The sequence below is a fragment of the Brevundimonas sp. genome (assembly GCF_050729455.1).
Lineage (GTDB): Bacteria > Pseudomonadota > Alphaproteobacteria > Caulobacterales > Caulobacteraceae > Brevundimonas.
Genome location: NZ_JBOHLI010000001.1, coordinates 17,062 through 38,916 on the forward strand (window position 1 = coordinate 17,062; position 21,855 = coordinate 38,916).

The 21,855-nt window shown below is 68.3% G+C and carries 23 protein-coding genes; 13 read left to right on the forward strand and 10 right to left on the reverse strand.

From position 1 onward, the window contains the following. Nucleotides 1-157: 157 nt before the first annotated feature. From ffh to ACREEF_RS00090, 4 genes are all read left to right on the forward strand, one after another. Nucleotides 158-1,702 carry a signal recognition particle protein gene (gene ffh, locus ACREEF_RS00075; protein WP_431563580.1) on the forward strand — a complete coding sequence of 515 codons (1,545 nt, stop codon included), beginning with the start codon at nt 158-160 and terminating at the stop codon, nt 1,700-1,702. Nucleotides 1,703-1,729: 27 nt separating this feature from the next. After that, nucleotides 1,730-2,260 (forward strand): 30S ribosomal protein S16, encoded by a 531-nt coding sequence (gene rpsP, locus ACREEF_RS00080; protein WP_431563581.1) that lies wholly within the window; start codon nt 1,730-1,732, stop codon nt 2,258-2,260. 105 nt (nt 2,261-2,365) lie between these two features. Further along, complete coding sequence (gene rimM / locus ACREEF_RS00085; protein ID WP_431563670.1) at nt 2,366-2,899, forward strand: ribosome maturation factor RimM; 534 nt, start codon at nt 2,366-2,368, stop codon at nt 2,897-2,899. A gap of 82 nt (nt 2,900-2,981) precedes the next feature. Next, nucleotides 2,982-3,686, forward strand: coding sequence for a glutathione S-transferase N-terminal domain-containing protein (locus tag ACREEF_RS00090; RefSeq protein ID WP_431563582.1), 705 nt, complete (start codon nt 2,982-2,984; stop codon nt 3,684-3,686). Nucleotides 3,687-3,732: 46 nt separating this feature from the next. On the opposite strand, the gene ACREEF_RS00095 is transcribed toward ACREEF_RS00090, so the two are convergent. Both ACREEF_RS00095 and ACREEF_RS00100 read right to left on the reverse strand, forming a co-directional pair. Continuing rightward, complete coding sequence (locus ACREEF_RS00095; RefSeq protein WP_114817138.1) at nt 3,733-3,906, reverse strand: YegP family protein; 174 nt, start codon at nt 3,904-3,906, stop codon at nt 3,733-3,735. A gap of 100 nt (nt 3,907-4,006) precedes the next feature. Next, nucleotides 4,007-5,176, reverse strand: coding sequence for a benzoate/H(+) symporter BenE family transporter (locus ACREEF_RS00100; protein ID WP_431563583.1), 1,170 nt, complete (start codon nt 5,174-5,176; stop codon nt 4,007-4,009). Between the two features lie 73 nt (nt 5,177-5,249). On the opposite strand from ACREEF_RS00100, the gene ACREEF_RS00105 reads away from it, so the two are divergent. Next, nucleotides 5,250-5,654, forward strand: a complete 405-nt coding sequence (locus ACREEF_RS00105) for a VOC family protein (RefSeq protein ID WP_431563584.1) — start codon at nt 5,250-5,252, stop codon at nt 5,652-5,654. Nucleotides 5,655-5,658: 4 nt separating this feature from the next. Here the strand turns inward: ACREEF_RS00105 and ACREEF_RS00110 are convergent, their stop codons facing one another. Then, on the reverse strand, nt 5,659-6,456 hold the full coding sequence (locus tag ACREEF_RS00110) for an enoyl-ACP reductase FabI (protein WP_181545060.1): 798 nt from the start codon (nt 6,454-6,456) through the stop codon (nt 5,659-5,661). A gap of 133 nt (nt 6,457-6,589) precedes the next feature. Here ACREEF_RS00110 and ACREEF_RS00115 point away from each other — a divergent pair, with 133 nt between their 5' ends. Beyond that, nucleotides 6,590-6,928, forward strand: a complete 339-nt coding sequence (locus ACREEF_RS00115; protein WP_431563585.1) for a DUF2794 domain-containing protein — start codon at nt 6,590-6,592, stop codon at nt 6,926-6,928. Nucleotides 6,929-7,054: 126 nt separating this feature from the next. Here ACREEF_RS00115 and ACREEF_RS00120 read toward each other — a convergent pair whose 3' ends face one another. Further along, nucleotides 7,055-7,804 (reverse strand): Bax inhibitor-1/YccA family protein, encoded by a 750-nt coding sequence (locus ACREEF_RS00120; RefSeq protein ID WP_431563586.1) that lies wholly within the window; start codon nt 7,802-7,804, stop codon nt 7,055-7,057. A gap of 124 nt (nt 7,805-7,928) precedes the next feature. Here ACREEF_RS00120 and thpR point away from each other — a divergent pair, with 124 nt between their 5' ends. Genes thpR through mmcB form a run of 3 tightly spaced genes read left to right on the forward strand, consistent with a single transcriptional unit; the run spans nt 7,929 to nt 9,501 of the window. Next, a complete protein-coding gene (gene thpR / locus ACREEF_RS00125) occupies nt 7,929-8,468 on the forward strand; it encodes an RNA 2',3'-cyclic phosphodiesterase (RefSeq protein ID WP_431563587.1) in 540 nt (179 codons plus the stop codon). Further along, nucleotides 8,468-9,028, forward strand: a complete 561-nt coding sequence (locus ACREEF_RS00130) for a GNAT family N-acetyltransferase (RefSeq protein ID WP_431563671.1) — start codon at nt 8,468-8,470, stop codon at nt 9,026-9,028. Before thpR ends, ACREEF_RS00130 begins: the two co-directional genes overlap by 1 nt. Nucleotides 9,029-9,054: 26 nt before the next feature. Further along, entirely contained in the window at nt 9,055-9,501 is a 447-nt protein-coding gene (mmcB, locus tag ACREEF_RS00135) for a DNA repair putative endonuclease MmcB (RefSeq protein ID WP_431563588.1), read from the forward strand. Nucleotides 9,502-9,570: 69 nt separating this feature from the next. Here the strand turns inward: mmcB and ACREEF_RS00140 are convergent, their stop codons facing one another. Further along, nucleotides 9,571-10,125, reverse strand: coding sequence for an ActR/PrrA/RegA family redox response regulator transcription factor (locus tag ACREEF_RS00140; protein WP_431563589.1), 555 nt, complete (start codon nt 10,123-10,125; stop codon nt 9,571-9,573). 69 nt (nt 10,126-10,194) lie between these two features. Then, nucleotides 10,195-11,721, reverse strand: coding sequence for an ActS/PrrB/RegB family redox-sensitive histidine kinase (locus tag ACREEF_RS00145; protein WP_431563590.1), 1,527 nt, complete (start codon nt 11,719-11,721; stop codon nt 10,195-10,197). A gap of 63 nt (nt 11,722-11,784) precedes the next feature. Between ACREEF_RS00145 and ACREEF_RS00150 the strand changes: the two genes are divergently transcribed. The 3 genes from ACREEF_RS00150 to ACREEF_RS00160 all read left to right on the forward strand — a co-directional run bounded on the left by ACREEF_RS00150 (nt 11,785) and on the right by ACREEF_RS00160 (nt 14,462). Next, nucleotides 11,785-12,405: an SCO family protein gene (locus ACREEF_RS00150; RefSeq protein WP_431563591.1), complete on the forward strand. Its 621-nt coding sequence runs from the start codon at nt 11,785-11,787 to the stop codon at nt 12,403-12,405. 97 nt (nt 12,406-12,502) lie between these two features. Then, nucleotides 12,503-13,783: a polyhydroxyalkanoate depolymerase gene (locus ACREEF_RS00155; protein WP_431563672.1), complete on the forward strand. Its 1,281-nt coding sequence runs from the start codon at nt 12,503-12,505 to the stop codon at nt 13,781-13,783. Continuing rightward, the gene (locus ACREEF_RS00160) at nt 13,749-14,462 is read left to right on the forward strand and encodes a M48 family metallopeptidase (protein ID WP_431563592.1); all 714 of its coding nucleotides are present in this window, start codon (nt 13,749-13,751) and stop codon (nt 14,460-14,462) included. Before ACREEF_RS00155 ends, ACREEF_RS00160 begins: the two co-directional genes overlap by 35 nt. A 12-nt stretch (nt 14,463-14,474) precedes the next feature. Here ACREEF_RS00160 and ACREEF_RS00165 read toward each other — a convergent pair whose 3' ends face one another. Both ACREEF_RS00165 and ACREEF_RS00170 read right to left on the reverse strand, forming a co-directional pair. Then, a complete protein-coding gene (locus ACREEF_RS00165) occupies nt 14,475-16,556 on the reverse strand; it encodes a PBP1A family penicillin-binding protein (protein WP_431563593.1) in 2,082 nt (693 codons plus the stop codon). Nucleotides 16,557-16,700: 144 nt separating this feature from the next. Beyond that, nucleotides 16,701-17,630, reverse strand: coding sequence for an alpha/beta fold hydrolase (locus ACREEF_RS00170; RefSeq protein WP_431563594.1), 930 nt, complete (start codon nt 17,628-17,630; stop codon nt 16,701-16,703). Between the two features lie 120 nt (nt 17,631-17,750). On the opposite strand from ACREEF_RS00170, the gene ACREEF_RS00175 reads away from it, so the two are divergent. After that, entirely contained in the window at nt 17,751-18,893 is a 1,143-nt protein-coding gene (locus ACREEF_RS00175; RefSeq protein ID WP_431563595.1) for a Rieske 2Fe-2S domain-containing protein, read from the forward strand. Nucleotides 18,894-18,996: 103 nt separating this feature from the next. Here ACREEF_RS00175 and ACREEF_RS00180 read toward each other — a convergent pair whose 3' ends face one another. After that, complete coding sequence (locus ACREEF_RS00180; RefSeq protein WP_431563596.1) at nt 18,997-19,656, reverse strand: TetR/AcrR family transcriptional regulator; 660 nt, start codon at nt 19,654-19,656, stop codon at nt 18,997-18,999. A 229-nt stretch (nt 19,657-19,885) separates the two neighbouring features. After that, nucleotides 19,886-21,748: a cation:proton antiporter gene (locus tag ACREEF_RS00185; RefSeq protein WP_431563597.1), complete on the reverse strand. Its 1,863-nt coding sequence runs from the start codon at nt 21,746-21,748 to the stop codon at nt 19,886-19,888. Between the last annotated feature and the right edge of the window lie 107 nt (nt 21,749-21,855).

The following is a 21,855-nucleotide window of genomic DNA, read 5'->3' on the forward strand; positions in this document are numbered from 1 at the left end:
TCCATAAGCCGCGGCTTCCGGCGCAATTGAACCTGCGCCTCCACCTGCACGACACCCGCTTGATCGGGACGAGGCAGGCGAGGACCCTCTGCCGACGTGATCGTCGCCAGAGGCCGTTTCTCTATGGAGGTCAGGGTTCGCGCATGAAAGGTTTTGAATGTTCGAGGCTCTGAACGAGCGACTGACAGGCGTCTTCGACCGGATCACCGGCCGCGGCGCCCTGTCCGAAAAGGATGTCGAGGAAGCGCTGCGCGAAGTCCGCGTCGCCCTGCTCGAGGCCGACGTCGCCCTGCCGGTGGTCAAGGACTTCATCAGCCGCGCCAAGGAACAGGCGACCGGCGAAGAGGTCATCCGTTCGGTCAAGCCGGCCGATCAGGTAGTCAAGATCGTCTATGACGGTCTGGTCGAGATGCTGGGCGGCGAAGAACCGGTTCCGCTGAACACCAACGCCACGCCGCCCGCCGTGATCCTGATGGCCGGCCTGCAGGGCTCGGGCAAGACCACGACCTCGGCCAAGCTGGCGCTGCGCCTGACCAAGTTCGACCGCAAGAAGGTCATGATGGCCTCGCTGGACACGCGTCGTCCGGCGGCCATGGAGCAGCTGGCGACCCTGGGTCAGCAGATCGAGGTCGCGACCCTGCCCATCGTGGCGGGCCAGTCGGCGGTCGAGATCGCCAAGCGCGCGCTGCAATCGGCCAAGCTCCAGGGCTTCGACGTCCTGATCCTCGACACCGCCGGCCGCATCACGCTGGACGAGGCCCTGATGGCCGAGGTGGCCGAGGTCGCCCGCGTCGCCAATCCGGTCGAGACCCTGCTGGTCGCCGACAGCCTGACGGGTCAGGACGCGGTGCGCACCGCGGCCGCCTTCCATGAGCGCCTGCCGCTGACCGGCCTGGTGCTGACCCGCGCCGACGGCGACGGCCGCGGCGGCGCCATGCTGTCGATGCGCGCCGTCACCGGCCTGCCGATCAAGTATCTGGGCGCCGGTGAAAAGGTCGACGCCCTGGACGTCTTCGACGCCCGCCGCGTCGCCGGCCGCATCCTGGGTCAGGGCGACATCGTCGCCCTGGTCGAAAAGGCCGCGACCGAGCTGGACCAGGCCAAGGCCGAAAAGATGGCCCGCAAGCTGGCCAAGGGTCAGTTCGATCTGGACGATCTGGCCGCCCAGCTGCAGCAGATGAAGAAGATGGGCGGGCTTCAGGGCATCATGGGCATGCTGCCCGGCGTGGCCAAGCTGAAGGCCCAGATGGCCGACAGCAACGTCAACGACAAGATGATCGCCCGTCAGGAAGCCATCATCAGCTCCATGACCAAGGCCGAGCGCAAGAAGCCCGACCTGCTGAACGCCAGCCGCAAGAAGCGTGTCGCCGCTGGAGCCGGCGTCGAGGTCCAGGACATCAACCGCCTGCTGAAACAGCACCGGCAGATGGCCGACATGGTCAAGTCGCTGTCCAAGGGCGGCGGCAAGAACCTGCAGAAGATGGCCGCCATGATGGGCGGCCTCGGCGGAGGCGGCGGAATGCCAGGCCTCCCTGGAATGGGCGGCCCCGACATGGCCCGCCTCAAGGCCCTGGGCGGCGGCAAGATGGCCGAACCCAGCGCCGACGAAATGAAAGCCATTCAGGACCGCCTTGCGGGCCTGGGCGGCGGACAACTTCCGGGGGGCCTTCCGGGCCTGCCGGGCTTCCCGAAAAAGAACTGATTTCGATTTTCTAGAAAGAGACTGAAAATGCTGAAGATTCGTCTGGCCCGCGGCGGCGCCAAGAAGCGCCCCTACTACTACATCGTCGTTGCTGACTCGCACGCTCCGCGCGACGGCAAGTTCATCGAGCGCGTCGGCAGCTACAACCCGATGCTGCCCAAGGACAGCGCCCAACCGCGCGTCACGCTGAAGGCCGACCGCATCTCGGAATGGCTGGCCAAGGGCGCTCAGCCGACCGACCGCGTCGCGCGCTTCATCAGCCAGTCGCAAGACGAAGTTCTGGTCGGCAAGGTTCAGTGGACCCAGTCGAACAACCCGAACAAGGGCACGCCGGGCAAGAAGGCCCAGGAACGCGCCGCCGAGCGCGCCCAGCGCGAAGCCGACCGCCTGGAAGCTGAAGCCGCCGCCAAGGTCGAGGCTGCTGAAGCCGCCGCCCGCGCCAAGGAAGAAGCCGCTGCCGCTGCTGAAGCCGCCAAGAACGCTCCGGCTGCTGAAGAAGCCCCGGTCGAAGCCGCTGCTGAAGAAGCTCCGGCCGCCGAAGAAAACGCCGAGGGCTAAACCCTTCGGCTTCCCGGTTCCGGCCGGGATGCGGAAATGGAAAGCAGCGTCCGATCCCAGGCGCTGCTTTTCTGCTATCTGGCGCATGGAATTGCGCAACGGAGCCTGTCGATGAGCGACGAAAACAAGATGATCCTCGTCGCCCAGATCGGCGGCGCCTTCGGCGTGAAGGGCGAGGTGCGGATCACCGCCTTCACCGCCGACCCTATGGCCCTGATGGCCTACCAGCCCCTGCTGAAGGCCGACGGAACGCCCGCCATCACCCTGCTCTCGGCGCGGCCGGACAAGGCGGGCGTGGTGGCCAGGGTCAAGGAGATCGCCACCAAGGAGCAGGCCGACGCCGCGCGCGGCCAGAAGTTGTTCGTGCCGCGCGACCGCCTGCCCGAGCCTGAGGACGACGAGTTCTACCTGACCGATCTGGTCGGTCTGGAAGCGCGCGATCTGGACGACGCCGTCGTCGGCACGGTCAAGTCGGTGCAGAATTTCGGCGCCTCGGACATGCTCGAGATTTCGCCCAAGGAAGGCGGACCGACCTGGTATCTGCCCTTCACCCGCGAGGCGGCGCCGGACCTGCGCATTTCCGAAGGCTGGCTGCGCATCGTGCGCCCGACCGAGGTGGACGAGCGCGACGAGGTCTGATCGACCGCCACCGACGCGGTGGCTATTGCGGCGGACGGCTCGGCTTCCGACATAGGACGCTCAACGCCAACCGGAGCGCCTCATGGCCGACCTGTCCGCCTTTCCGATCACCCGCCAGTATCCGGCCCAGCATCCCGACCAGCTGCAGCTCTATTCCCTGCCGACGCCGAACGGGGTGAAGGTCTCCATCCTGCTGGAGGAGCTGGGTCTGGCCTATGAGCCGCATCTGGTGGACATCGGCCAGAACGAGACCTGGACGCCCGACTATCTGTCGCTGAACCCCAACGGCAAGATCCCGGCTATCATCGATCCCGATGGTCCCGGCGGCAAGCCTCTGCCCCTGTTCGAGTCCGGGGCCATCCTGGTCTATCTGGCCGAGAAGACCGGGCGTTTCCTGCCCGCCGATCCGGCGGCGCGCTACGAGACCCTGCAATGGGTCTTCTTCCAGATGGCCTCGATCGGCCCGATGTTCGGTCAGGTCGGCTTCTTCCACAAGTTCGCCGGTCGCGAGTTCGAGGACAAGCGCCCGCGCGACCGCTACGTCGCCGAGTCGCGGCGTCTGCTGGGGGTTCTGGAAGGCCGTCTCGAGGGCAGGGACTGGATCATGGGCGAGGACTACACCATCGCCGACATCGCCATCCTGGGCTGGGTGCGCAACCTGATCGGCTTCTATGAGGCGGGCGATCTGGTCGGCTTCAACGACTTCCCGCGCGTCGCCGCCTGGCTGGAGCGGGGTCTGGCGCGCCCGGCGGTTCAGCGCGGGCTGAACATCCCGGCGCGGGCGTAAGGGCGAGGATGCGGGGGCGGGCGAAAGCGCCGCGCCCCCGCGGAACTTAGACTTCTTCGGTCGGGGCGTCGCCGACGTGCTTCTTGATCGACTCGATCGCGCGCTTGGCGCCCGACTTGTCGGAATAGCCCTCGGTCGAGAAGATGATCTCGGAGTTGTATTTGAACCGGACGCGGAACTCGCCCGCCTTGTCCTGATAGACTTCGAACTTGTGCGCCATCGTCGCCTCTCTGCACGGCCGGGTGTCGACCAGGGGCGACGCTCTCACAGTCAGGCTTGGCGTGAAAAGCCGTCGTTCGCTCACAGTCCCGTGATGCGGCTCAGGCGCGCCGCCGGATCCAGCGGCGCGCGGCCAGGGCGACGAAGCCGACCGCCAGACCCCAGAAGGCCGAGCCGACCCCGAACAGGGCCAGGCCGGACGCCGTGGCGGCGAAGGTCAACACCGCCGCCTCGCGGTCCTCGGCCACGCCCATCATGCCGGTCAGCGACCCGGTCAGGGGCGCGATCAGGGCCAGACCCGTGATGACCGCCAGAGCCCTCGTCGGCATGGCGATGAACAGGCCCGCCAGAGGCGCGGCGAACAGGGCGACGACCAGATAGATCAGGCCGTAGATGACGCCGACGGTCCAGCGTCGGTCCTGATCCGGGTGGGCCTCGGGTCCGGTGCAGAGGGCGGCGGTGATGGCGGCCAGATTGACGCCGTGGGCGCCGAAGGGGGCCAGGAGCGTGCTGGTCAGACCGCCCCAGAAGATCAGCTTGCCGGCGGGCGGGGCGTAGCCGGCGGCGCGCAGCACCACCAGACCGGGCAGGTTCTGCGAGGCCAGCGTCACCAGATAGAGCGGCAGGGCCAGGCTGACCGCCGCCTTCCAGTCGAAGGCGGGCATGACCGGCGACAGCTCCCCGAACAGTCCGGTTCCGGCGGGCAGGCCGAGCTGGCCCCTCAGGGCCAGCACCAAGAAGGCCGCGACCAGAACGGCCGGCAAGGCCCAGGCGGCGGCGACGCGGCGCATGATCAGGAAGACGGCCAGTAGGCCGCCCGCCAGCGCCATGTCGGTCGGGAAGACGAGAAACAGCTTCAGACAGAAGGGCAGCAGCACCCCCGCCAGCATGGCTGAGGCGATCGCGGCGGGAATACGTTCGGCCAGCCGTCCCAGGGCGGGGACCAGCCCGGTCAGCACCATCAGCAGCCCGGCCAGCACGAAGGCGCCGACGGCGGTGCTCCAACCCAGTCCCAGAGTCGAGGCGGCCAGCAAAGCCGCCCCCGGCGTCGACCAGGCCAGCACGACCGGCATCCTCAGCCGCCAGCTGAGGATCGCGCCCGGCAGGCCGATGCCGAGGCACAGCGCCGTGACCATGGAGATGATCTGGGCGGGCGCGGCGCCCATGACCTGACCCGCCTGCACCACGAGGGCCACCGTGCCCCCGAAACCGATGACGGTCGCCACGGCGGCGGCGGAGAAGCTGGCGGGCGGGGGGAGGCGCGAACTCATGGCGCAAGACTTAAGCGGAGCCGGAGCCCGCCGCAAAGAGGGAACGGTCGCGGCCCCGCGCCGTTGAGCCCTGATGCTGGATCACACCGGAATCGTCGTCTCGGACCTGAAGGCTGCGCGCCGTTTCTATGACGCCGTGGCGGGCGCGCTGGGGTTGCAGACCATCAGCAATGGGCCGGCGTCCTTCCTGTTCGGCCACAGCGCCGAACAGCCCATTCCGTATCTGTGGATCGGAACCCTGCGGCCGTCCTATTGGGCGCAAGGGTCGCGCGCGGGCCTGAACCAGATGCACGTGGCCTTCGTCGCCCAGGACAAGGCCATGGTCGAGGCCTTCCACCGAGCCGCGCTGGCGGCGGGCGGCCGCGACAACGGCGCGCCCGGCCCCCGCGAAGGGGCCGGGGAGTACTACGGGGCCTTCGTCCTGGATCCCGACGGCAATAATATCGAAGCCTGCTGTCGGGGCGCGGCGGCCCGCTGAGGGATCAGCCCTCCATGTCGTCCGGCAGGCCGACGGCGTGGAAGCCGGCGTCGACGTGGACGACTTCGCCCGTGGTCGAGCGGCCCAGGTCCGAGCACAGCCACAGGGCGGCGCCGGCGACGCCTTCCATCGAGGTCTCTTCCTTGATCAGCGAGAACTGCGCCGACTTGGAGTGCAGGCCGCGTCCGCCCGAGATGCCGGCCAGCGACAGGGTGCGCATCGCGCCCGCCGAGATGGCGTTGACGCGGATGTTCTTCGGTCCCAGGTCGCGGGCGATGTAGCGGGTCGCGGCTTCCAGGGCGGCCTTGGCCACGCCCATGGTGTTGTAGTTGGGGATGACCCGCTCGGACCCCAGGTAGGTCAGGGTGATCATCGAGCCGCCGTTGGGCATCAGCTTGGCCGAACGCTTGGCCACGTCGACGAAGCTGAAGGCCGAGATGTTCATGGCCAGCAGGAAGCTGTCGCGGGTGGTGTTGTCGACGAAGGAGCCCTTCAGCTCGTCCTTGTTGGCGAAGGCCACCGAGTGGACGACGAAGTCGATCGTGCCGAACTCTTTTTCCAGCTCCTCGAACGCCTTGTCCATCGAGGCGTCGTCGGTGACGTCGGCCTGGATCAGCAGCTTGGCGCCGACGCTCTCGGCCAGCGGGCGCACGCGGCGCTCAAGGCTTTCGCCGAGGTAGGTGAAGGCCAGCTCGGCGCCCTGGGCGGCCAGCTGCGAGGCGATGCCCCAGGCGATGGAACTGGAGTTCGCGACCCCCATGATCAGGCCCTTCTTGCCCTTCATGAGTTCGCCGGTCGGCATATCCCAGCCTTCGCTCGTCGCCATGGGTCGTCTCCGTATCTAGAACTTGTTCCGCCTTTTGGACGGGTGCGGCGCGGGTGACAAGTCGCGGCGCCGCTGGCGTTCGACGCGAGCCTGCTTAAGTTGAGGAGCGATGAGCGTCGATCCGCACAGTTCCGAAGCCTCGCAGGCCGGGCCGGTCTTCTTCGATCGGCAGGAGTTGGGCCTGATGCTGCGGGTCTATGGCCGGATGGTCGCCGCCGGGGAATGGCGCGACTACGCCATGATCGGCCACAGGGACGTCGCCGAGTTCGCCGTCTTCCGCCGCTCCGGCGATGCGCCGCTTTACCGGATCGAGAAGCGCCCGGCCCTGCGCCTGAAACAGGGCCAGTGGGCCGTGATCGGCGAAGGCGGCCATGTGCTGAAGCGCGGCCGCGATCTGGCCCAGGTGTTGCGCGTGTTCGACAGCCGCAGGTTCACGGTGGTGGAATAGAAAAAGGCCCCGACGTTTCCGTCGGGGCCTTCATTTTTGGTGACCTATCGCCCGTCGGGCTGCTTGAGGCCGTTGGCGCTCAAGTCGGCCGTGACCGCGTCACGGCCATAGCGCGCTTAGATGGCCCTATTCCCGGCTGCCGCCCATGAAGGCGAGCAGGAACTGGAACAGGTTCACGAAGTTGATGAACAGGCTCAGCGCGCCGAAGCCCGTGGCCACGCCCATGGCTTCCTGATTACCGCCCAGAGCATAGTAGGTCATCTTCAGGCGCTGGGTGTCATAGGCGATCAGACCCGAGAAGATCAGCACGCCGAGGCCCGAGATGATCAGGTACATCACGCCCGACTGCATGAAGATGTTGACGATCGAGGCGATGATCAGGCCGATCACGCCCATGATCAGGAAGCTGCCCATGGCGGTCAGGTCCTTCTTGGTCGTGTAGCCGACCAGGCTGAGACCGCCGAAGGCCGCCGCCGTGACGAAGAAGGTCGAGGCCAGCGAACCGCCGGTGTAGCGCAGGAACAGGACGCCCAGACCGGCGCCGATGGTCGAAACCACGGCCCAGTAGAGCAGGTTCACGCCCTTGGCCGTCGGGTTCTTCATGAAGAACATCGAGCCGAACAGCATGACCAGGGGCGAGAACTGGATGATCATGCCCAGCAGGGTCAGGCCGATGCGGCCGTCAGCCGCCTGGAAATAGAGAAGGCGTTGCACGGGCTCAAAATTGCCGGTGACGTAGGCCAAGGCGCCCGCGACCACGAGGCCGAGAGCCAGCTTGTTGTAGACGCCCAGCATGAAGGCGCGCAGACTAGCGTCGACGGACATATCCGCCGACTGCGGAAGCGGGCGCGCATAGCCCTTGTTGAAGTCGCTCATCGCGAAAATTCTCTCCATATGGCCGACAAGCGCCGACCTTGGCTGGAAATATCGGGACGGAAGAGCCGTCTTGCAAGGAAAACCCGCCTTCCAGCATCGCGTTCCGGGCGCTACCAAGGGTCGCATGTTGCGCCTGTTCACCGCCGTCGCCATTCCCGAGGACGTCGCCGAGACCCTTCAGCGACGACAATCCGGCCTGCCCGGGGCGCGCTGGCGGCCGCTGGACGCCCTGCATGTGACCCTGGCCTTCTATGGCGACGCGGACGAACGCACCGCCGACGACCTGGCCTCGGAGCTGAGCCGGGCCGAGGGCGGCGGGGCTTTCGAGATCACGCTGAAGGGCGTCGGGGCCTTCGGCGACGCCCACCGCACCCACACCCTGTGGGCCGGGGTGGAGCCGTCGGAGCCGCTGAACGTTCTGGCCGGGCGTTGCCGGTCGGCGGGTGAGCGCGCGGGCGTGCCGCCGGAACGGCGCGAATACCGGCCCCATGTGACGCTGGCCTATCTGAAGCCGCAGGCGAACCCGGACCGGATCGGAGCCTGGATCGCGGGCCACAACCTGCTGCGTTCGCCGCCGATCCGCATCGACCGCTTCGGCCTCTACTCCAGCGTCCTGACCGAGGACGGCAGCGTCTATGCGCTGGAGCGGGAGTATCTGCTGTGATCGCCGCCGCGCCCGTCCTGGGCCCGACGCTCGAGACGGAACGGCTGATCCTACGTCCGCCGACGCTGGAGGACTTCCCCCGCTGGGCCGACTTCATGAGCGATGCGGAGACGACCCGTTTTATCGGCGGCGTCCAGTCGAAACACGAGGTCTGGCGCGCCATGGCCTCCATCGCCGGGATGTGGGCCTTGCAGGGCGAGGGGATGTTTTCGGTGATCGAGAAGGCGACGGGGATCTGGCAAGGCCGGATCGGGCCGCTGCATCCCTACGGCTGGCCGGGCCGCGAGGTGGGCTGGAGCCTGCACCGCGACGCGACGGGCAAGGGCTATGCGGTCGAGGCCGCCGCCGCGACCATGGACTACGCCTTCGACGTGCTGGACTGGACCGACGTGATCCACTGCATCGACCCCGACAACCTGGGTTCGGAGAAGGTGGCCCGGCGGCTGGGCTCGAGCAATCAAGGCCCGGGAACCCTGCCGTCGCCGTTCCAGCACCATAAGGTCAACCTGTGGGGCCAGACACGCGCGGACTGGCGGGTGAACCGGCTGCGCTTGCGGTAGGAACATAGGCGGAACATAAAGGCGACATGGCCGCCTCCGCCCTGCATCTCGAACTGGTCTTCAGCCGTCCGGAGACCACCCTGTCGGTGACGCGCGGCGCGGCGCGGCTGATGCTGGACATGGGTTATGCGCCGCTGCTGGAGGTCTGCCTGCCCAACGGGCGGCGCGCCGACGTCATGGCCCTGGGGCCCAAGGGCGACGTGGTCATCTGCGAGGTGAAGTCGGGCGTGGACGACTATCGCGTCGACCGCAAATGGCAGGAATACGGGCCGTTCTGCGACGCCTTCTACTTCGCCGTCGCGCCCGAATTTCCCCAGGCCGTGCTGCCCGACGAGCCGGGCCTGATCGTCGCCGACGGCTTCGGCGGGGCGGTGGTGCGCGACGCCCCCGCCACGCCTCTGGCCCCGGCGCGCAGGAAGGCGCTGACCCTGGCGTTCGCCCGGCTGGGCGCGCTCAGGACGATGCGGGACTAGAACCCCACCGGGGCCTCAAGTAGCGCGAAGCGCGATAGGCCCCCCCTCGAAAAACCAAATAGGCGAAGCCTATTTGGGCGCGCGCTTGGCCAGAATCCGTTGCAAGGTCCGGCGGTGCATCCCGAGGCGGCGGGCGGTTTCCGAGACATTGTGGTCGCACAGCTCATAGACGCGCTGGATATGTTCCCAGCGCACCCGGTCGGCGCTCATGGGGTTCTCGGGCGGCTCGGGGGCTTCACCGGTGGAGAGCAGGGCCTTGACCACGTCGTCGGCGTCGGCGGGCTTCTGCATATAGTCGACGGCGCCGGCCTTGACCGCCGCGACGGCGGTGGCGATGGCGCCGTAGCCGGTCAGCATGACGATGCGGGCGTCCTCGCGCCGCTCGCGGATGGCCTCGACCACCTTCAGGCCGTTGCCGTCCTCCAGCCGCATATCCAGCACGGCGAAAGCGGGGGCCGAGACGCGCAGGGCGTCGCCGGCCTCGGCCACCGAGCCGGCCAGGGTCACCTCGAAACCGCGGGCTTCCAGCGCCCGGCCGAGGCGGGTGCGCAAGGCCTGGTCGTCGTCCAGCAGCAACAGGGTCTTGTCGGCAAGGGTGGCGATACGGGCTTCGAGTTCGGACATGGTGTTCTCCTGACGCTCAGGTCGTGCGTCTGTGAGGCATGGTCAAGGTTGAAGCTCCTGACTGCGACATCAGGTTCCACCCCCGGCGCGGGGCTCCAGCGCCGGATCGGCGACTTCCAGGGCCTGTCGCGGCCAGCGGACGGTGACGCGCGCGCCTCTGGGCTGGCCCTTCTCGCCGTCACCGGCGCCGACTGAGACCTTGCCGCCGGTGCGTTCCAGCAGGGTGCGGGCGATGAAGAAGCCCAGGCCCATGCCGCCCTGGCTGGGGGCGATGGGGGCCGTGACCGGCGGCGGGGGGGCGACCTTCCTGCCCTTCTTGCGCGGGGCGGCCGGGGCCGAGGCGGCGGCGATCTGGGCCGCCAGGGCCCGGCGCGCCTTGGCCTGGGGCCGGCTGGTGACATAGGGCTCACCCAGGCGCGGCAGGATTTCGGAGGCGAAGCCCGGCCCGTCGTCGACGATGTCGATCTCGATCCAGCCGGCGTCGACGACGGCGGTGACCCGCACCCGGCTGTTGGCGAAGTCGGCGGCGTTCTCGACCAGGGTGGACAGGCCGTGGATGACCTCGGGCAGGCGGTGGACGCGCGGCACGGGCTGGCCCGGCGGCGCCTTCACCGCCGTCTCGAACGCCAGATCGAAGCCCCGGTGCGGCTCGGCCACCTCTTCCAGCAGGGCTTTCAGGTCGACGTCGGCGTAGAGGGCGTCGCCTTCCTCCGGCTGGGCCGACAGCTGTTTCAGGATGTCGCGGCAGCGTTCGGCCTGCTGCAGCATCAGGGCTGCGTCCTCGGCTGTGGGGCTGTCGGGCGGCGAGGCGCGCAGCAGCTCCTTGGCCACCACCTGGATGGTCGCCAGCGGCGTGCCCAGCTCATGGGCGGCGGCGGCGGCCAGACCGCCCAGGGCCGCCAGCCTCTGCTCGCGCTGCAGCACGTCCTGGGTGGTGGCCAGGGCCAGTTCCAGCTTCTCGGCGTCGGCCGCCACCTTCCAGGCGTAGCCCGCGGTGAACAGCACCCCTGTCACCAGAGCCAGCCCCATGCCGAAGCGATAAAGGGTCGGCAGCTCCAGATGCTCGTGCATCCGCCAGGGCAGGGGCAGGGACCAGGAAAACAGCACCCCGACCGCGACCAGGGCCATCAGTCCCAGGGCCAGGGCCTGACGCGAGGGCAGGGCGGCGGCGGCGATGGTCACGGGCGCGACCAGCAGCAGGCAGAAGGGGTTGTCCAGACCGCCGGTCAAGGCCAGCAAGGTGGCCAGTTGCAGGATGTCGAAGCCCAACTGCGCCGCCGTCTGGCGCCCGTCGGCCAGACTGCCGTCGATGCGCCGCGCCCGCGCCATGGCGGCCAGGTTCATGACGGCGCTGGCCCCGATCACGGTCAGGCACTGCCATAGGGGCAGGGGGAAATGCAGGGCGAAATAGGCGGTCAGGATGGCCGCGCTCTGACCGACGATGGCCAGCCAGCGCAGCACGATCAGGGTCCGCAGCGACAGGCCGCGCCCGCGCCGGGGCTGGTCGCGCAGGGCCTCCATGGCGCCGGTCGGGGCGGCGGGCGCCCCTGTGCGATGGGGGGGCTGCGACAGGGAAGGGGCTTCTGTGCTGCTCACGGCTCTTCTATAGACCGCGACGCTGACGGCTGCACTCCTGTCGTCAGGTCCGAGGAGAAGCCGATGCCGCGTCGTCCCGTCATTCTGTTCGCCGCCGCCTGTGCGGTCATCGCCCTGGCCCTGGGCCTGATCACCATGGTGGTCGTCAACGGGCGCCAGCAGGCGGCCCAGGTGGCCGAGACCGGAACCGGCCAGCCGAGCGTCGGCGGGCCCTTCACCTTGACCAATCAGGACGGACAGGTGGTCGATCAGTCGATCCTGAACGGCAAGTGGAGCCTGGTCTTCTTCGGCTTCACCTACTGCCCCGACTACTGCCCGACCACCCTGGGCGTCCTGAACGCGGTGCAGGAACGGATGGGCGACAAGGCCAGGGACCTGCAGATCGTCTTCATCAGCATTGATCCCGAGCGCGACACGCCTCAGCTGTTGAAGGACTACCTGTCGTCGGACGGCTTCCCCACGGGCGTCATCGGCCTGACCGGCACGCCGGAGCAGACGGCCCAGGTGGCGAAAGAATACCGCGCCTTCTATCAGAAGGTCGGCGAGGGCGAGGGCTATACGATGAACCACAGCCTGACCGTCTATCTGATGGGGCCGGACGGCCAGTTCCGCAGCGCCGTGGCCCACGACCTGGGGCCGGACAAGACCGCCAAGCTGATCGAGCGGGCGATGGAACGCGGCTGATCACCTTTCCCTGATCGGGGGCGGCTTTGGTCTATTTTGCGCCCGGATGCGTTATATGCTGCACTGCCGCATCGGCGGGGGCCGCAGTCGGGGTTTCATGCTCTACGCTTTTCACGAGCTCGCCTATCATTCGGCGACGCCGTTCCGGATCGGGGCCCAGATGGCCCGCCAGTTCTGGACGTCGCCCTTCAATCCGGCCTCGGACACGGCCATTGGCCGCACGGCCTATGCCTCGGCCGAGGTGTTCGAGAGCCTGACGCGGCGCTACGGCAAGCCCGCCTGGGGGCTTGAGACGCTGGACATCGACGGCCATGCCGCGCGCACGACCGAACAGGTCGTCTGGTCCTCGCCCTGGTGCAGGCTGGTGCGCTTCAAGCGCGACGCGGGCGACCTGAAGAAGGCGGGCAAGCCGGCGACGGCGCCCGCTGTCCTGATCGTGGCGCCCCTGTCGGGCCACTACGCCACCCTGCTGCGCGGAACGGTCGAGGCTTTCCTTCAGGACCACGACGTCTATGTCGCCGACTGGGAGAACGCCCGCCAGGTGCCGGTGCTGGAAGGCCGCTTCGACTTCTACGACTACATCGACCACGTCCGGGCCATGCTGACCGCCATCGGCCCGCGCGCCCACGTCGTCGGCGTCTGTCAGCCCGGACCGCCGGTTCTGGCGGCCTGCGCCGTCATGGCGGCCGAGAACGACCCGAACCGGCCCGCCTCCATGACCTTCATGGGCTCGCCCATCGACGCCCGCCTGTCGCCGACCGTGACCAACCAGCTGGCCGAGGAAAAGCCCTTCACCTGGTTCCGGTCCAACATGATCCACACCGTGCCCTGGCCCTATCCGGGGTTTGGGCGCCGCGTCTATCCGGGCTTCGTCCAGCTCTACAGCTTCATGTCGATGAACGAGGACAAGCACATCGACGCCCACCGCCGCTACTTCGAGAGCCTGGTCGACGGCGACGGCGACGGGGTCGAGAAGCACGAACAGTTCTATGACGAGTATCTGTCGGTGCTGGATCTGACCGAGGAATTCTATCTCCAGACCATCGACATCGTCTTCCAGCAGCATCTGCTGGCGCGCGGCTTGCTGGAGCATGAGGGCAAGACGGTCGACCTGTCGGCCATCACCGACATCGGCCTGGCCACGGTCGAGGGCGAGAAGGACGACATCTCGGGCGTCGGTCAGACCCAGGCCGCGCACGGCCTGACGCCCAACATCCCCGACGACCGCCGCCTGCTCTACGTCCAGCCGGGCGTGGGCCACTACGGCGTCTTCAACGGCCGCCGCTTCCGCGACGAAATCTATCCGCGGGTGCGCGACTTCATCGCCCAGAACGAGTCCTTAAGTGCAGTACCGGAACGGCCAGCGGCTGCCGCTTGAGGGCGGGGGCGCCCTTCGCCTGTCGGTGAACCCGCGCGCGCGACGGCTGTCGATCCGCATCGACGCCCGCGCCGGCGAAGCCGTGGCCGTGGCCCCGTCCGAGCGGCGGCTGGGCGAGGCGGTGGCCTTCGCCCGCACCAAGTCCGAATGGATCGCCGACCGGCTGGCGGCGCGGGTCGCGGGAACGCCGCTGGCGCCCGGCGCGGCGGTGTCCTGGCTGGGACGCAGCGTGCGGCTGGAAGCCGTCGGCGGGGCGGGCGCGGCGCGTCTGGTCGAGACCCCGGATGGCCCGGTGATCCGTTCGGGCGGCGAGGGCGAGGCCTTCGCGCGCCGGGTCGAGAACTGGTTCAAGCGGGCGGCGCGCGAGTTCCTGACCGCCCGCACCGAGGTTCATCTGAAGGCGCTGGCTCAGAAGCCGGTCAAGGTGTCGATCGTTGACACTCGCTCGCGCTGGGGTTCGTGCAGCCCGCACAACCGCTCGATCCGCTACAGTTGGCGGGTCATCATGGCCCCGCCTGAAGTGGCCGACTATCTGGCCGCGCACGAGGTCGCCCACCTGGTCCACGCCGACCACAGCCCGGCCTATTGGGCGGTGGTGCATCGGCTGGTCGGCGACCATCGCCCGTTCCGCCAGTGGCTGCGCGACCACGGCGCGGCGCTGCACGCCGTGGGGCGCTGAGGCGGCGCCTTTCTAGAAGAAGACGGCCTCGGGCTTCTTCTCGCTGCGCGGGGCGTCCTTGGGGGACGGCTGGGGCGAGGTCGGGCGCACGACCGGCTGGTCGTTGGGCAGGGGCTTGGGCGCCGGGACCGGCTCGCCGTCGACGATGGGCGGGGCGTTGGGGTCGCCTTCCTGCGGCTGGGCGTAGGGGTCCTGGACCTGGCCCATCATGTCGCCGACCGGATCGGGCGCGACCCAGCCTTCGGGCAGGGGCGGGCCGTTGGGGATGGGCTGAACGGCCAGTTTGGGCAGAGCGGCTTCCATGAAGCCGCGCCAGATGGCGGCGGGGGACGAACCGCCGGTCACGCCGCGCATGGCCTTGTTGTCGTCCTTGCCGACCCAGACGGCGGCGACGAAGCCGCCGGTGTAGCCGACGAACCAGGCGTCCTTGTAGTCCGAGGTGGTGCCGGTCTTGCCGGCGATGTCGCGACCGCCGATGGCCGCCGAACGGCCGCTGCCGGAGGTGATCACGCCGCGCAGCATCTGGTTCATGTAGTAGAGCGACGGATTGTTGATCGCCTGACCGTTCTCGCCCGCGCCATGGCTGTAGATGACGCGGCCCGAGGGGGTGCGGATGCGGCTGATGCCATAGGCCTCGACCCGCTTGCCGCCGTTGGCGAAGGCGTCATAGGCCTGGGCCATCTCCAGCGGGCTGACTTCGACGGCGCCCAGGGCCATGGACGGCTGCAGGCCGATCTCGCTGGTGACGCCCAGACGGCGCGCCGCGCGGGCCACAGCGTCGCGGCCGACTTGATCGGCGACATAGGCGGCCACCGTATTGGTCGACTGGGCCACGGCCTGGGCCAGGGTCATCTGGCCGGCGAAATTACCGGAGTAGTTGCGCGGCGACCATCCGCCGATGGTCAGGGGCTGGTCCACCACGGGGGTCGCCGGGGTGTAGCCGGCCTCGACCGCCGCCAGATAGACGAAGGGCTTCCACGCCGAGCCGGCCTGACGGCGGGCGTCGACGGCGCGGTTGAACTGGCTGTCGGCGTAGGAGCCGCCGCCGATCATGGCGCGGACCCGGCCTTCGCCGTCCAGGGCGACCAGGGCGGCCTGCTCGACCCCCCGGCCCTTGTCGCGATCCAGGATGCGGCGCACGGCGCGCTCGGCGTCGGTCTGCAGCGTCAGGTCCAGGGTGGTCTCGACCACCATGTCCTCGGTCGGTTCGCCAACCAGGCCGCGGATCTGCTTGTCCAGCCAGTCGATGAAATACTGGGCGTGTTGGCTGGCCAGGGTGCGCGAGACGCGGACCGGCTCGGCCACGGCGGCTTCGCGCTGGGCCGGGGTGATGGCGCCGGTCTCGACCATTTCGTTGAGCACGACATTGGCGCGCGTGGCGGCGCGTTTGCTTTCCGAGACGGGCGAATAGCGCGAAGGCGCCTTCAGCAGCCCGGCCAGCAGGGCGGCTTCGCCGACCGTCAGCTTGTCCGCGCTCTTGTCGAAATAGCGCTGCGAGGCGGCTTCGATGCCATAGGCGCCGGCGCCGAAATAGACCCGGTTCAGATAGAGGGCGAGGATCTCTTTCTTGGTGAACTTCATCTCCAGCCAGACGGCCAGCATCAGCTCCTGGACCTTGCGCTTCATGTTCTGATCGGGCGTCAGGAACAGGTTTTTGGCCAGTTGCTGGGTGATGGTCGATCCGCCCTGGACCACGCGCCCGGCCTTGAGGTTCAGGGCCATGGCCCGGCTCATGCCGATGGGGTCAAAACCGGGGTGGTGGTAGAAACGCCGGTCCTCGATGGCGATGAAGGCGGCGGGGACATAGTCGGGCAGGGCGTCCAGATCGACCGGCGGCGCCATCTGGGTGCCGCGCACCGCGATCAGGGCGCCGGAGCGGTCCAGATATGTGATTGAGGGCTGGCGATCGACCTCGTACAGGCTGGAGGTGTCGGGCAGGTCGCGGGCGAAGACGGCGAAGAAGACGACCGCGAAGATCAGGCCCCAGACGGCCAGCACGGCGGTCCAGTAGAAGAGCCCGCCCAGGAAGGACCGACGCGGCTTCTTGCCGCCAGCCTGCTCGTTGCGGTCCGGTCCGCCGTCTTTACGCGCCATGAAAGTCCCTCTTGCAGCGACGCGACCCTAGAGCGAAATCGGTTTGGACGCGACAGCGGCCAAACTCAGATATTCGCTCCAGCAATATGCTCGGTCACGCCGCCGCAGAAAACGCCCCGCTTGAGTTCACAGGAGCGTGAGGACCTATTTCGCCGAAAGAAAGGCGTCGAGCTGGCCATAGAAGGCCGTCGGCTGGTCCAGCATGATGAAGTGGGCGCTGTCGTCGATGCGCTTCAGCTTCGCGCCCGGCAGAGTCGAAAACGACATCTGATAGATGGCGTCGGTGATGGCGTCGGTCATGCGCGGGTCGTTGAACTTCACATAGAGGACCTCGGTCGGGGCGGTGATCTTGCCCAGTTCGGGGCGCAGGTCGGTGACGATCAGTTCGCGGAAGGCGGCGGCCGAGACCTGCTGGTCGCTGGTCTCGACGTCGCTCAGCGGGCCGGGGCGTGTGGCCTCGGTCTTGATCATGCCGGTGACGGCGGCGCGGGCCTGGGTCAGATACTGGTCGCGGGGCGCGGCCGACTGGCCGGCGAAGACCTGATCGGCGACGGGCTTGACGCTTTCGGCCGTGGTTCCGGGCGGGCCGAACATGGCGCCCATGAAGGGGACCATGTCCACGACCATCAGCCTGCCGACCGCGTCGGGATGGCGCGCGGCCAGCATCATGCCCATGGTCCCGCCCATCGAGTGGCCGACGACGGCGGGCTTGGTCAGACCCTGCTCGCGGATGTAGCGGGCGATTTCCTCGGCCACCGGGGCGGCCACGGGGCCGGTCGCATTGCCCTCGGCAGGCGCGCCGGCGAAGCCCTGAACATGGATGCGGTGAACGCGATAGGCGCCGTTCAGGTGATCGACCGCGCCCTGCCAGACGGCGGGCGAGGACGACAGGCCGGGGATGAAGATGACGTCCGGTCCCTGGCCCTCGACGGCGACATGGATGCGATCCGAGGCGAAGGCGGCGTGCGCGTGGCCGTGCGCGGCGGCGTGGTTGACGTGACCGTCCTGGGCCAGGGCGGCGGCGGGCGCGGCCAGGATCAGAAGGGCGGCGGCGAGTGCGGAGCGACGGATCATGACGAGCTTTCCCGATGTGATGGTCGTTGAATAGATCATCAACTTTGCAATGTAAAGTTCTTTGACGACTTCGGTGTTCAGCCCGACGACACAGGCGGCGTCTCTTGGTAGAGAAGGGAGATGAAGCCAGCCGCCGCCGATCCCGTCCAGTCCCCTTCGTCCGACGCTCCGGAGGCGAAAGCGCCGTCCGCCCATGTCGGGGCGACCGCCTTCGGCAAGGGCTTCGTGCGCGACGCCTGGTATTTCGTCGCCCTGGCGCGCGACGTGCCGGTCGCCAGCCTGAAGCGGTATGAGGTGATGGACGAGCCGGTGCTGATCGGTCGGACCCGCGCCGGCGAAGTCTACGCCATGCGCGACATCTGTCCCCACCGCGCCGCCCCGCTGTCGGCCGGGCGGCTGGTGGACAGGCCGGGCGAGGGCGAGACGATCGAGTGCCCCTATCACGGCTGGCGCTTCCGTCCCGACGGCGTCTGCGCCGCTATTCCGTCCCTGGTCGAGGATCAGGCCTTTGAGGCCAATCGCATCCGCGTGCGCGCCTATCCGGTGCGCGAGAGCCAGGGTCTGGTCTTCGTCTGGATGGCTTCGGATGCGCGCACTCCGTCCGAGCCGGACCACGAGCCGCCGCTCTTCCCCGGCGCCGAGGGCGAGGTGAAGCTGGTCGAGGCGATGGATTTCGACAGCCATATCGACCACGCCGTCGTCGGCCTGATGGACCCGGCCCACGGTCCCTTCGTGCACCAGCAGTGGTGGTGGCGCTCCGAGCATTCGATGCACGAGAAGGCCAAGACCTTTGCACCCAGGGATTTCGGCTGGGCCATGGTGCGCCACGCCCCGTCGTCGAACAGCCGCCTCTACAAGATCCTGGGCGGGGCGCCGGCGACCGAGATCACCTTCCGCCTGCCGGGCTATCGCTGGGAGCATATCCAGGTGGGCGAAAAGCAGGTTCTGGCCCTGACCTGTCTGACGCCGGTGACGGAAAACAAGACGCGGATCACCCAGATCTTCTGGTCCGACCACTGGGTGTTCAACGTCGCCAAGCCCTTCTTGCGGATGGGCGTGGTCGCCTTCCTGAAGCAGGACGGCGGCATGGTGAACCTGCAGAACGAGGGGCTGAAGTACGACCCGGCCCTGATCTGGATCGACGACGCCGACAAGCAGGCCAAGTGGTATCAGCAGCTCAAGCGCGAATGGACCAAGAGCCGCGCCGAGGGCCGCGCCTTCGCCAATCCCATCAAGGAAGTGGTGCTGCGGTGGAAGAGCTGATGAGGCGCGGTCGAGGCCGGTCCTGAGAGCAAGAAAAAGGCCTCTCCCCATCGCCGGGGAGAGGCCTTTTTGTTTCGCAGCCAGGGGCGTCGGCCCCCGCCGATTACTGCCGCGCGAGTTGGCTGGACAGGATCAGGTCCAGTTGCTTGCGGATGTGGGGCGTCAGCTCCTCGATGCCCCAGTTGTCGTAGGCGGCGTAGCGGAAGTTGGCGATGAAGACGTCCCAGATCATGCGGGCCATGACCAGCTGATCCAGGTCCTGGCGCAGCTCGCCCTCGCGGATGCCGCCTTGCAGCACGGCGATGATGGCCTCGATGATCGGCTTGACGAAGGTGCGCGAACGGGCGTCGGCGGCTTCGGGCTGGAACCAGGAGCGGGCGATCATCGCCTGCATCAGCGGCAGGTGCTCCAGCGAGCGGTGGTAGCCGGCGGTCAGGCCCTCGGCCAGGCGTTCGGCGACGCGGCCTTCATGACCGGCGGCGGTCTGGATGTCCTGCAGCAGGCCGGCCATTTCCTCGGCGAAGACGCACTCGAACAGTTCGGCCTTGTCCTGGAAGTTGGCGAAGACCGCGCCGGTCGACATTCCGGCGCCCTTGGCGATGTCGCGGATGGTGGCGGCGTCGTAGCCGCGCTCGGCGAACAGGGAACGTGCGGCGTCCAGCACCTTCTGGCGGGTGCGGATCTTGGCGGCCTGACGGCGGTTCAGCCGGGGCTGGCCCTCGGTGTCGGCGACTTCAGGGGCGGACAGGATGGTCTCACGCATCAGCAAAATACTCTGGCTCGGGAAGGGCGAAGCGCCCGCCGGTCGTGAAGGACGGCAACAATCGTCAGAACAGGTCCGGCGCCGCTCGGCGTGAACCTGACACAAGGCGACAGCCGACGTCCCAGGGGGGAGGGCGAACTTTCATCACCGAACATTGACCAAAATGGGTCACGAACCAATCTCAGATACTGCTTAAGCTTGACCGTAAGGTCAATCAATATAAGGGCTTCTACGTATTTTTAGACGTTTGGGGCGGCGGTATCGCCGAACGAGCGGTGCGGAAGGCACGCGCCGGGCGGGCGCCGCGACCATCGGGCGCGGCCGCCTGGAAGGCCTTGCGGAAGCCGTCGCGCCTTTCGTGGATCGAGGCCAGGACCAGTCCCATCGGCACGCCCAGATCGACCAGGGTGTTTTCCGCCAGTTGCAGGCTGGCCTCGGTCGTCTCGGGCACCGCGTCGGTGACGCCCAGGGCGTAGAGGCGCGTGGCGTGACGGTCGTCGCGGGCGCGGGCGATCAGGATCAGGTCGGGCCGCAAGGCCCGCGCCGAACGGACCACTTCATCGACCTTGCCGGGGGCGTCCATGGTGACGATCAGGGCGCGGGCCGTCGCCAGACCGCAGGCGTTCAGCATCTCGCGCCGGGCGGCGTCGCCGTAATAGACCTCGTATCCGTCGGCGCGTCCGAACCGCACCGAGGTCTGGTCGGTGTCCAGGGCGACGAAGCGCTGATGATGCTCGGCCAGCATTTCGCCGACCAGTCGGCCGACCCGGCCGAAGCCGACGATCAGAACGGCGCCGTCCGGCGCGGGTTCGGTCAGCGGCGGGGCCAGAGCCGTGACCGTCTCATCGTCCCCGGCGGGGGACGGTTGTCGCGTCAGCACGCGCGCCAGAATCGCCAGCAGAGGCACGGCGAACATACTGAGGGTGGCCGCCAGCATGGCCTTGCGGGTCAGTTCCGGCGACGCCAGGCCCTCGACCAGGCCGGTGCTGAGGATGACGAAAGCGAACTCGCCCGCCGGACCCAGCACCAGGGCGGCCTCGATAGCCGGCCGCGCCGACAGGCCCCAGGCGTGGGCCAGGGCGAAGATGACCGCGGCCTTGAGGACGATCAGTCCCGTCGCCAGCCCGAGCACCGTCGCGGGATCGGCGGCTACGGCGTCCAGGTCCAGGCTGATGCCGACGCCGACGAAGAAGACGCCGAGCAGCAGACCCTTGAACGGGTCGATGGCCACCTCGACCTCGCGCCGGAATTCGGTTTCGGCCAGCAGGACGCCGGCGACCAGGGCGCCCAGGCTCATCGACAGGCCGACCGCCTGGGCCGCAAGGCCGGCGGCGACCACCACCAGCAGACAGGCGGCGACGAACAGTTCGCGCCCCTCGCCCCTTTGCTGGGCGCGCGCCACGGAACGGAACATGGGTCGCAGCACCACGCGGCCCAGCAGGACCAGAAGAAAGAGGCCGATGGCGGCGGGGGCCAGGGTGAAGAGGGCGCGGCCCAGCACCGCAGGCTCCAGCGTCGGTCCGGTCTGGGCCAGGGTCGCCAGGACGGTGACGGTGATCAGGATGGGCGCCACGGCCAGGTCTTGCGCCAGCAGCACGGCGAAGGTGGCGCGCCCGGTCTCCCCCCTTAGCCGTCCCTGGGCGGCCAGGACTGGCATGACGACGGCGGTCGAGGACAGGGCCAGGCCCATGCCCAGTACAGCGGCGCCGGCCAGGGGTTGGCCCAGCATCATGAAGACAAGGGCGATGGCCCCGGCGCAGACCGCCACCTGCAGCAGGCCCAGGCCGAAGACAAGCCGGCGCATGGCCTTCAGCCGTTCCCACGACAGCTCCAGTCCGATCATGAACAGAAGGAAGGCGACGCCCAGCTCCGACAACTGCCGCACCTGGGCCTGGTCGCCGATGGTCAGCCAGCTGAGCCAGCCGTCCGACTGGGCGAACCGGCCCAGGCCGTCGGGCCCCAGCAGGACGCCGGCCGCGAGAAAGCCGAGAACCGGGCTGATCTTCAGCCGATTGAACAGGGGCACCACCACCCCGGCCGCCGCCAGAAAGACCACCAGGTCCCTGTATTCTCCGCCGTGCGCCTGGGTCATTCGTCCTCCTGAGCGCGCACTGTGGCGCCGCCGATCACAGTCTGGCGAGCGGCCTCGCGTTTTTCATGAACTTTTTTTAAGACGCGCAGGCGCTCAGGCCGGGACTA

What these genes read in the sequence shown, in the direction of transcription:
- ACREEF_RS00110 (WP_181545060.1), bottom strand. Translation starts at nt 6,456, where the DNA reads ATGCCGACCGGCGAACTCATGAAGGGCAAGAAGGGCCTGATCATGGGG.
- ACREEF_RS00185 (WP_431563597.1), bottom strand. Translation starts at nt 21,748, where the DNA reads ATGACCCAGGCGCACGGCGGAGAATACAGGGACCTGGTGGTCTTTCTG.
- ACREEF_RS00120 (WP_431563586.1), bottom strand. Translation starts at nt 7,804, where the DNA reads ATGAGCGACTTCAACAAGGGCTATGCGCGCCCGCTTCCGCAGTCGGCG.
- ACREEF_RS00100 (WP_431563583.1), bottom strand. Translation starts at nt 5,176, where the DNA reads ATGAGTTCGCGCCTCCCCCCGCCCGCCAGCTTCTCCGCCGCCGCCGTG.
- ACREEF_RS00165 (WP_431563593.1), bottom strand. Translation starts at nt 16,556, where the DNA reads ATGGCGCGTAAAGACGGCGGACCGGACCGCAACGAGCAGGCTGGCGGC.
- ffh (WP_431563580.1), top strand. Translation starts at nt 158, where the DNA reads ATGTTCGAGGCTCTGAACGAGCGACTGACAGGCGTCTTCGACCGGATC.
- ACREEF_RS00150 (WP_431563591.1), top strand. Translation starts at nt 11,785, where the DNA reads ATGCCGCGTCGTCCCGTCATTCTGTTCGCCGCCGCCTGTGCGGTCATC.
- ACREEF_RS00090 (WP_431563582.1), top strand. Translation starts at nt 2,982, where the DNA reads ATGGCCGACCTGTCCGCCTTTCCGATCACCCGCCAGTATCCGGCCCAG.
- thpR (WP_431563587.1), top strand. Translation starts at nt 7,929, where the DNA reads ATGTTGCGCCTGTTCACCGCCGTCGCCATTCCCGAGGACGTCGCCGAG.
- rpsP (WP_431563581.1), top strand. Translation starts at nt 1,730, where the DNA reads ATGCTGAAGATTCGTCTGGCCCGCGGCGGCGCCAAGAAGCGCCCCTAC.
- ACREEF_RS00170 (WP_431563594.1), bottom strand. Translation starts at nt 17,630, where the DNA reads ATGATCCGTCGCTCCGCACTCGCCGCCGCCCTTCTGATCCTGGCCGCG.
- ACREEF_RS00175 (WP_431563595.1), top strand. Translation starts at nt 17,751, where the DNA reads ATGAAGCCAGCCGCCGCCGATCCCGTCCAGTCCCCTTCGTCCGACGCT.
- ACREEF_RS00140 (WP_431563589.1), bottom strand. Translation starts at nt 10,125, where the DNA reads ATGTCCGAACTCGAAGCCCGTATCGCCACCCTTGCCGACAAGACCCTG.
- ACREEF_RS00095 (WP_114817138.1), bottom strand. Translation starts at nt 3,906, where the DNA reads ATGGCGCACAAGTTCGAAGTCTATCAGGACAAGGCGGGCGAGTTCCGC.
- ACREEF_RS00155 (WP_431563672.1), top strand. Translation starts at nt 12,503, where the DNA reads ATGCTCTACGCTTTTCACGAGCTCGCCTATCATTCGGCGACGCCGTTC.
- ACREEF_RS00180 (WP_431563596.1), bottom strand. Translation starts at nt 19,656, where the DNA reads ATGCGTGAGACCATCCTGTCCGCCCCTGAAGTCGCCGACACCGAGGGC.
- mmcB (WP_431563588.1), top strand. Translation starts at nt 9,055, where the DNA reads ATGGCCGCCTCCGCCCTGCATCTCGAACTGGTCTTCAGCCGTCCGGAG.
- ACREEF_RS00115 (WP_431563585.1), top strand. Translation starts at nt 6,590, where the DNA reads ATGAGCGTCGATCCGCACAGTTCCGAAGCCTCGCAGGCCGGGCCGGTC.
- ACREEF_RS00105 (WP_431563584.1), top strand. Translation starts at nt 5,250, where the DNA reads ATGCTGGATCACACCGGAATCGTCGTCTCGGACCTGAAGGCTGCGCGC.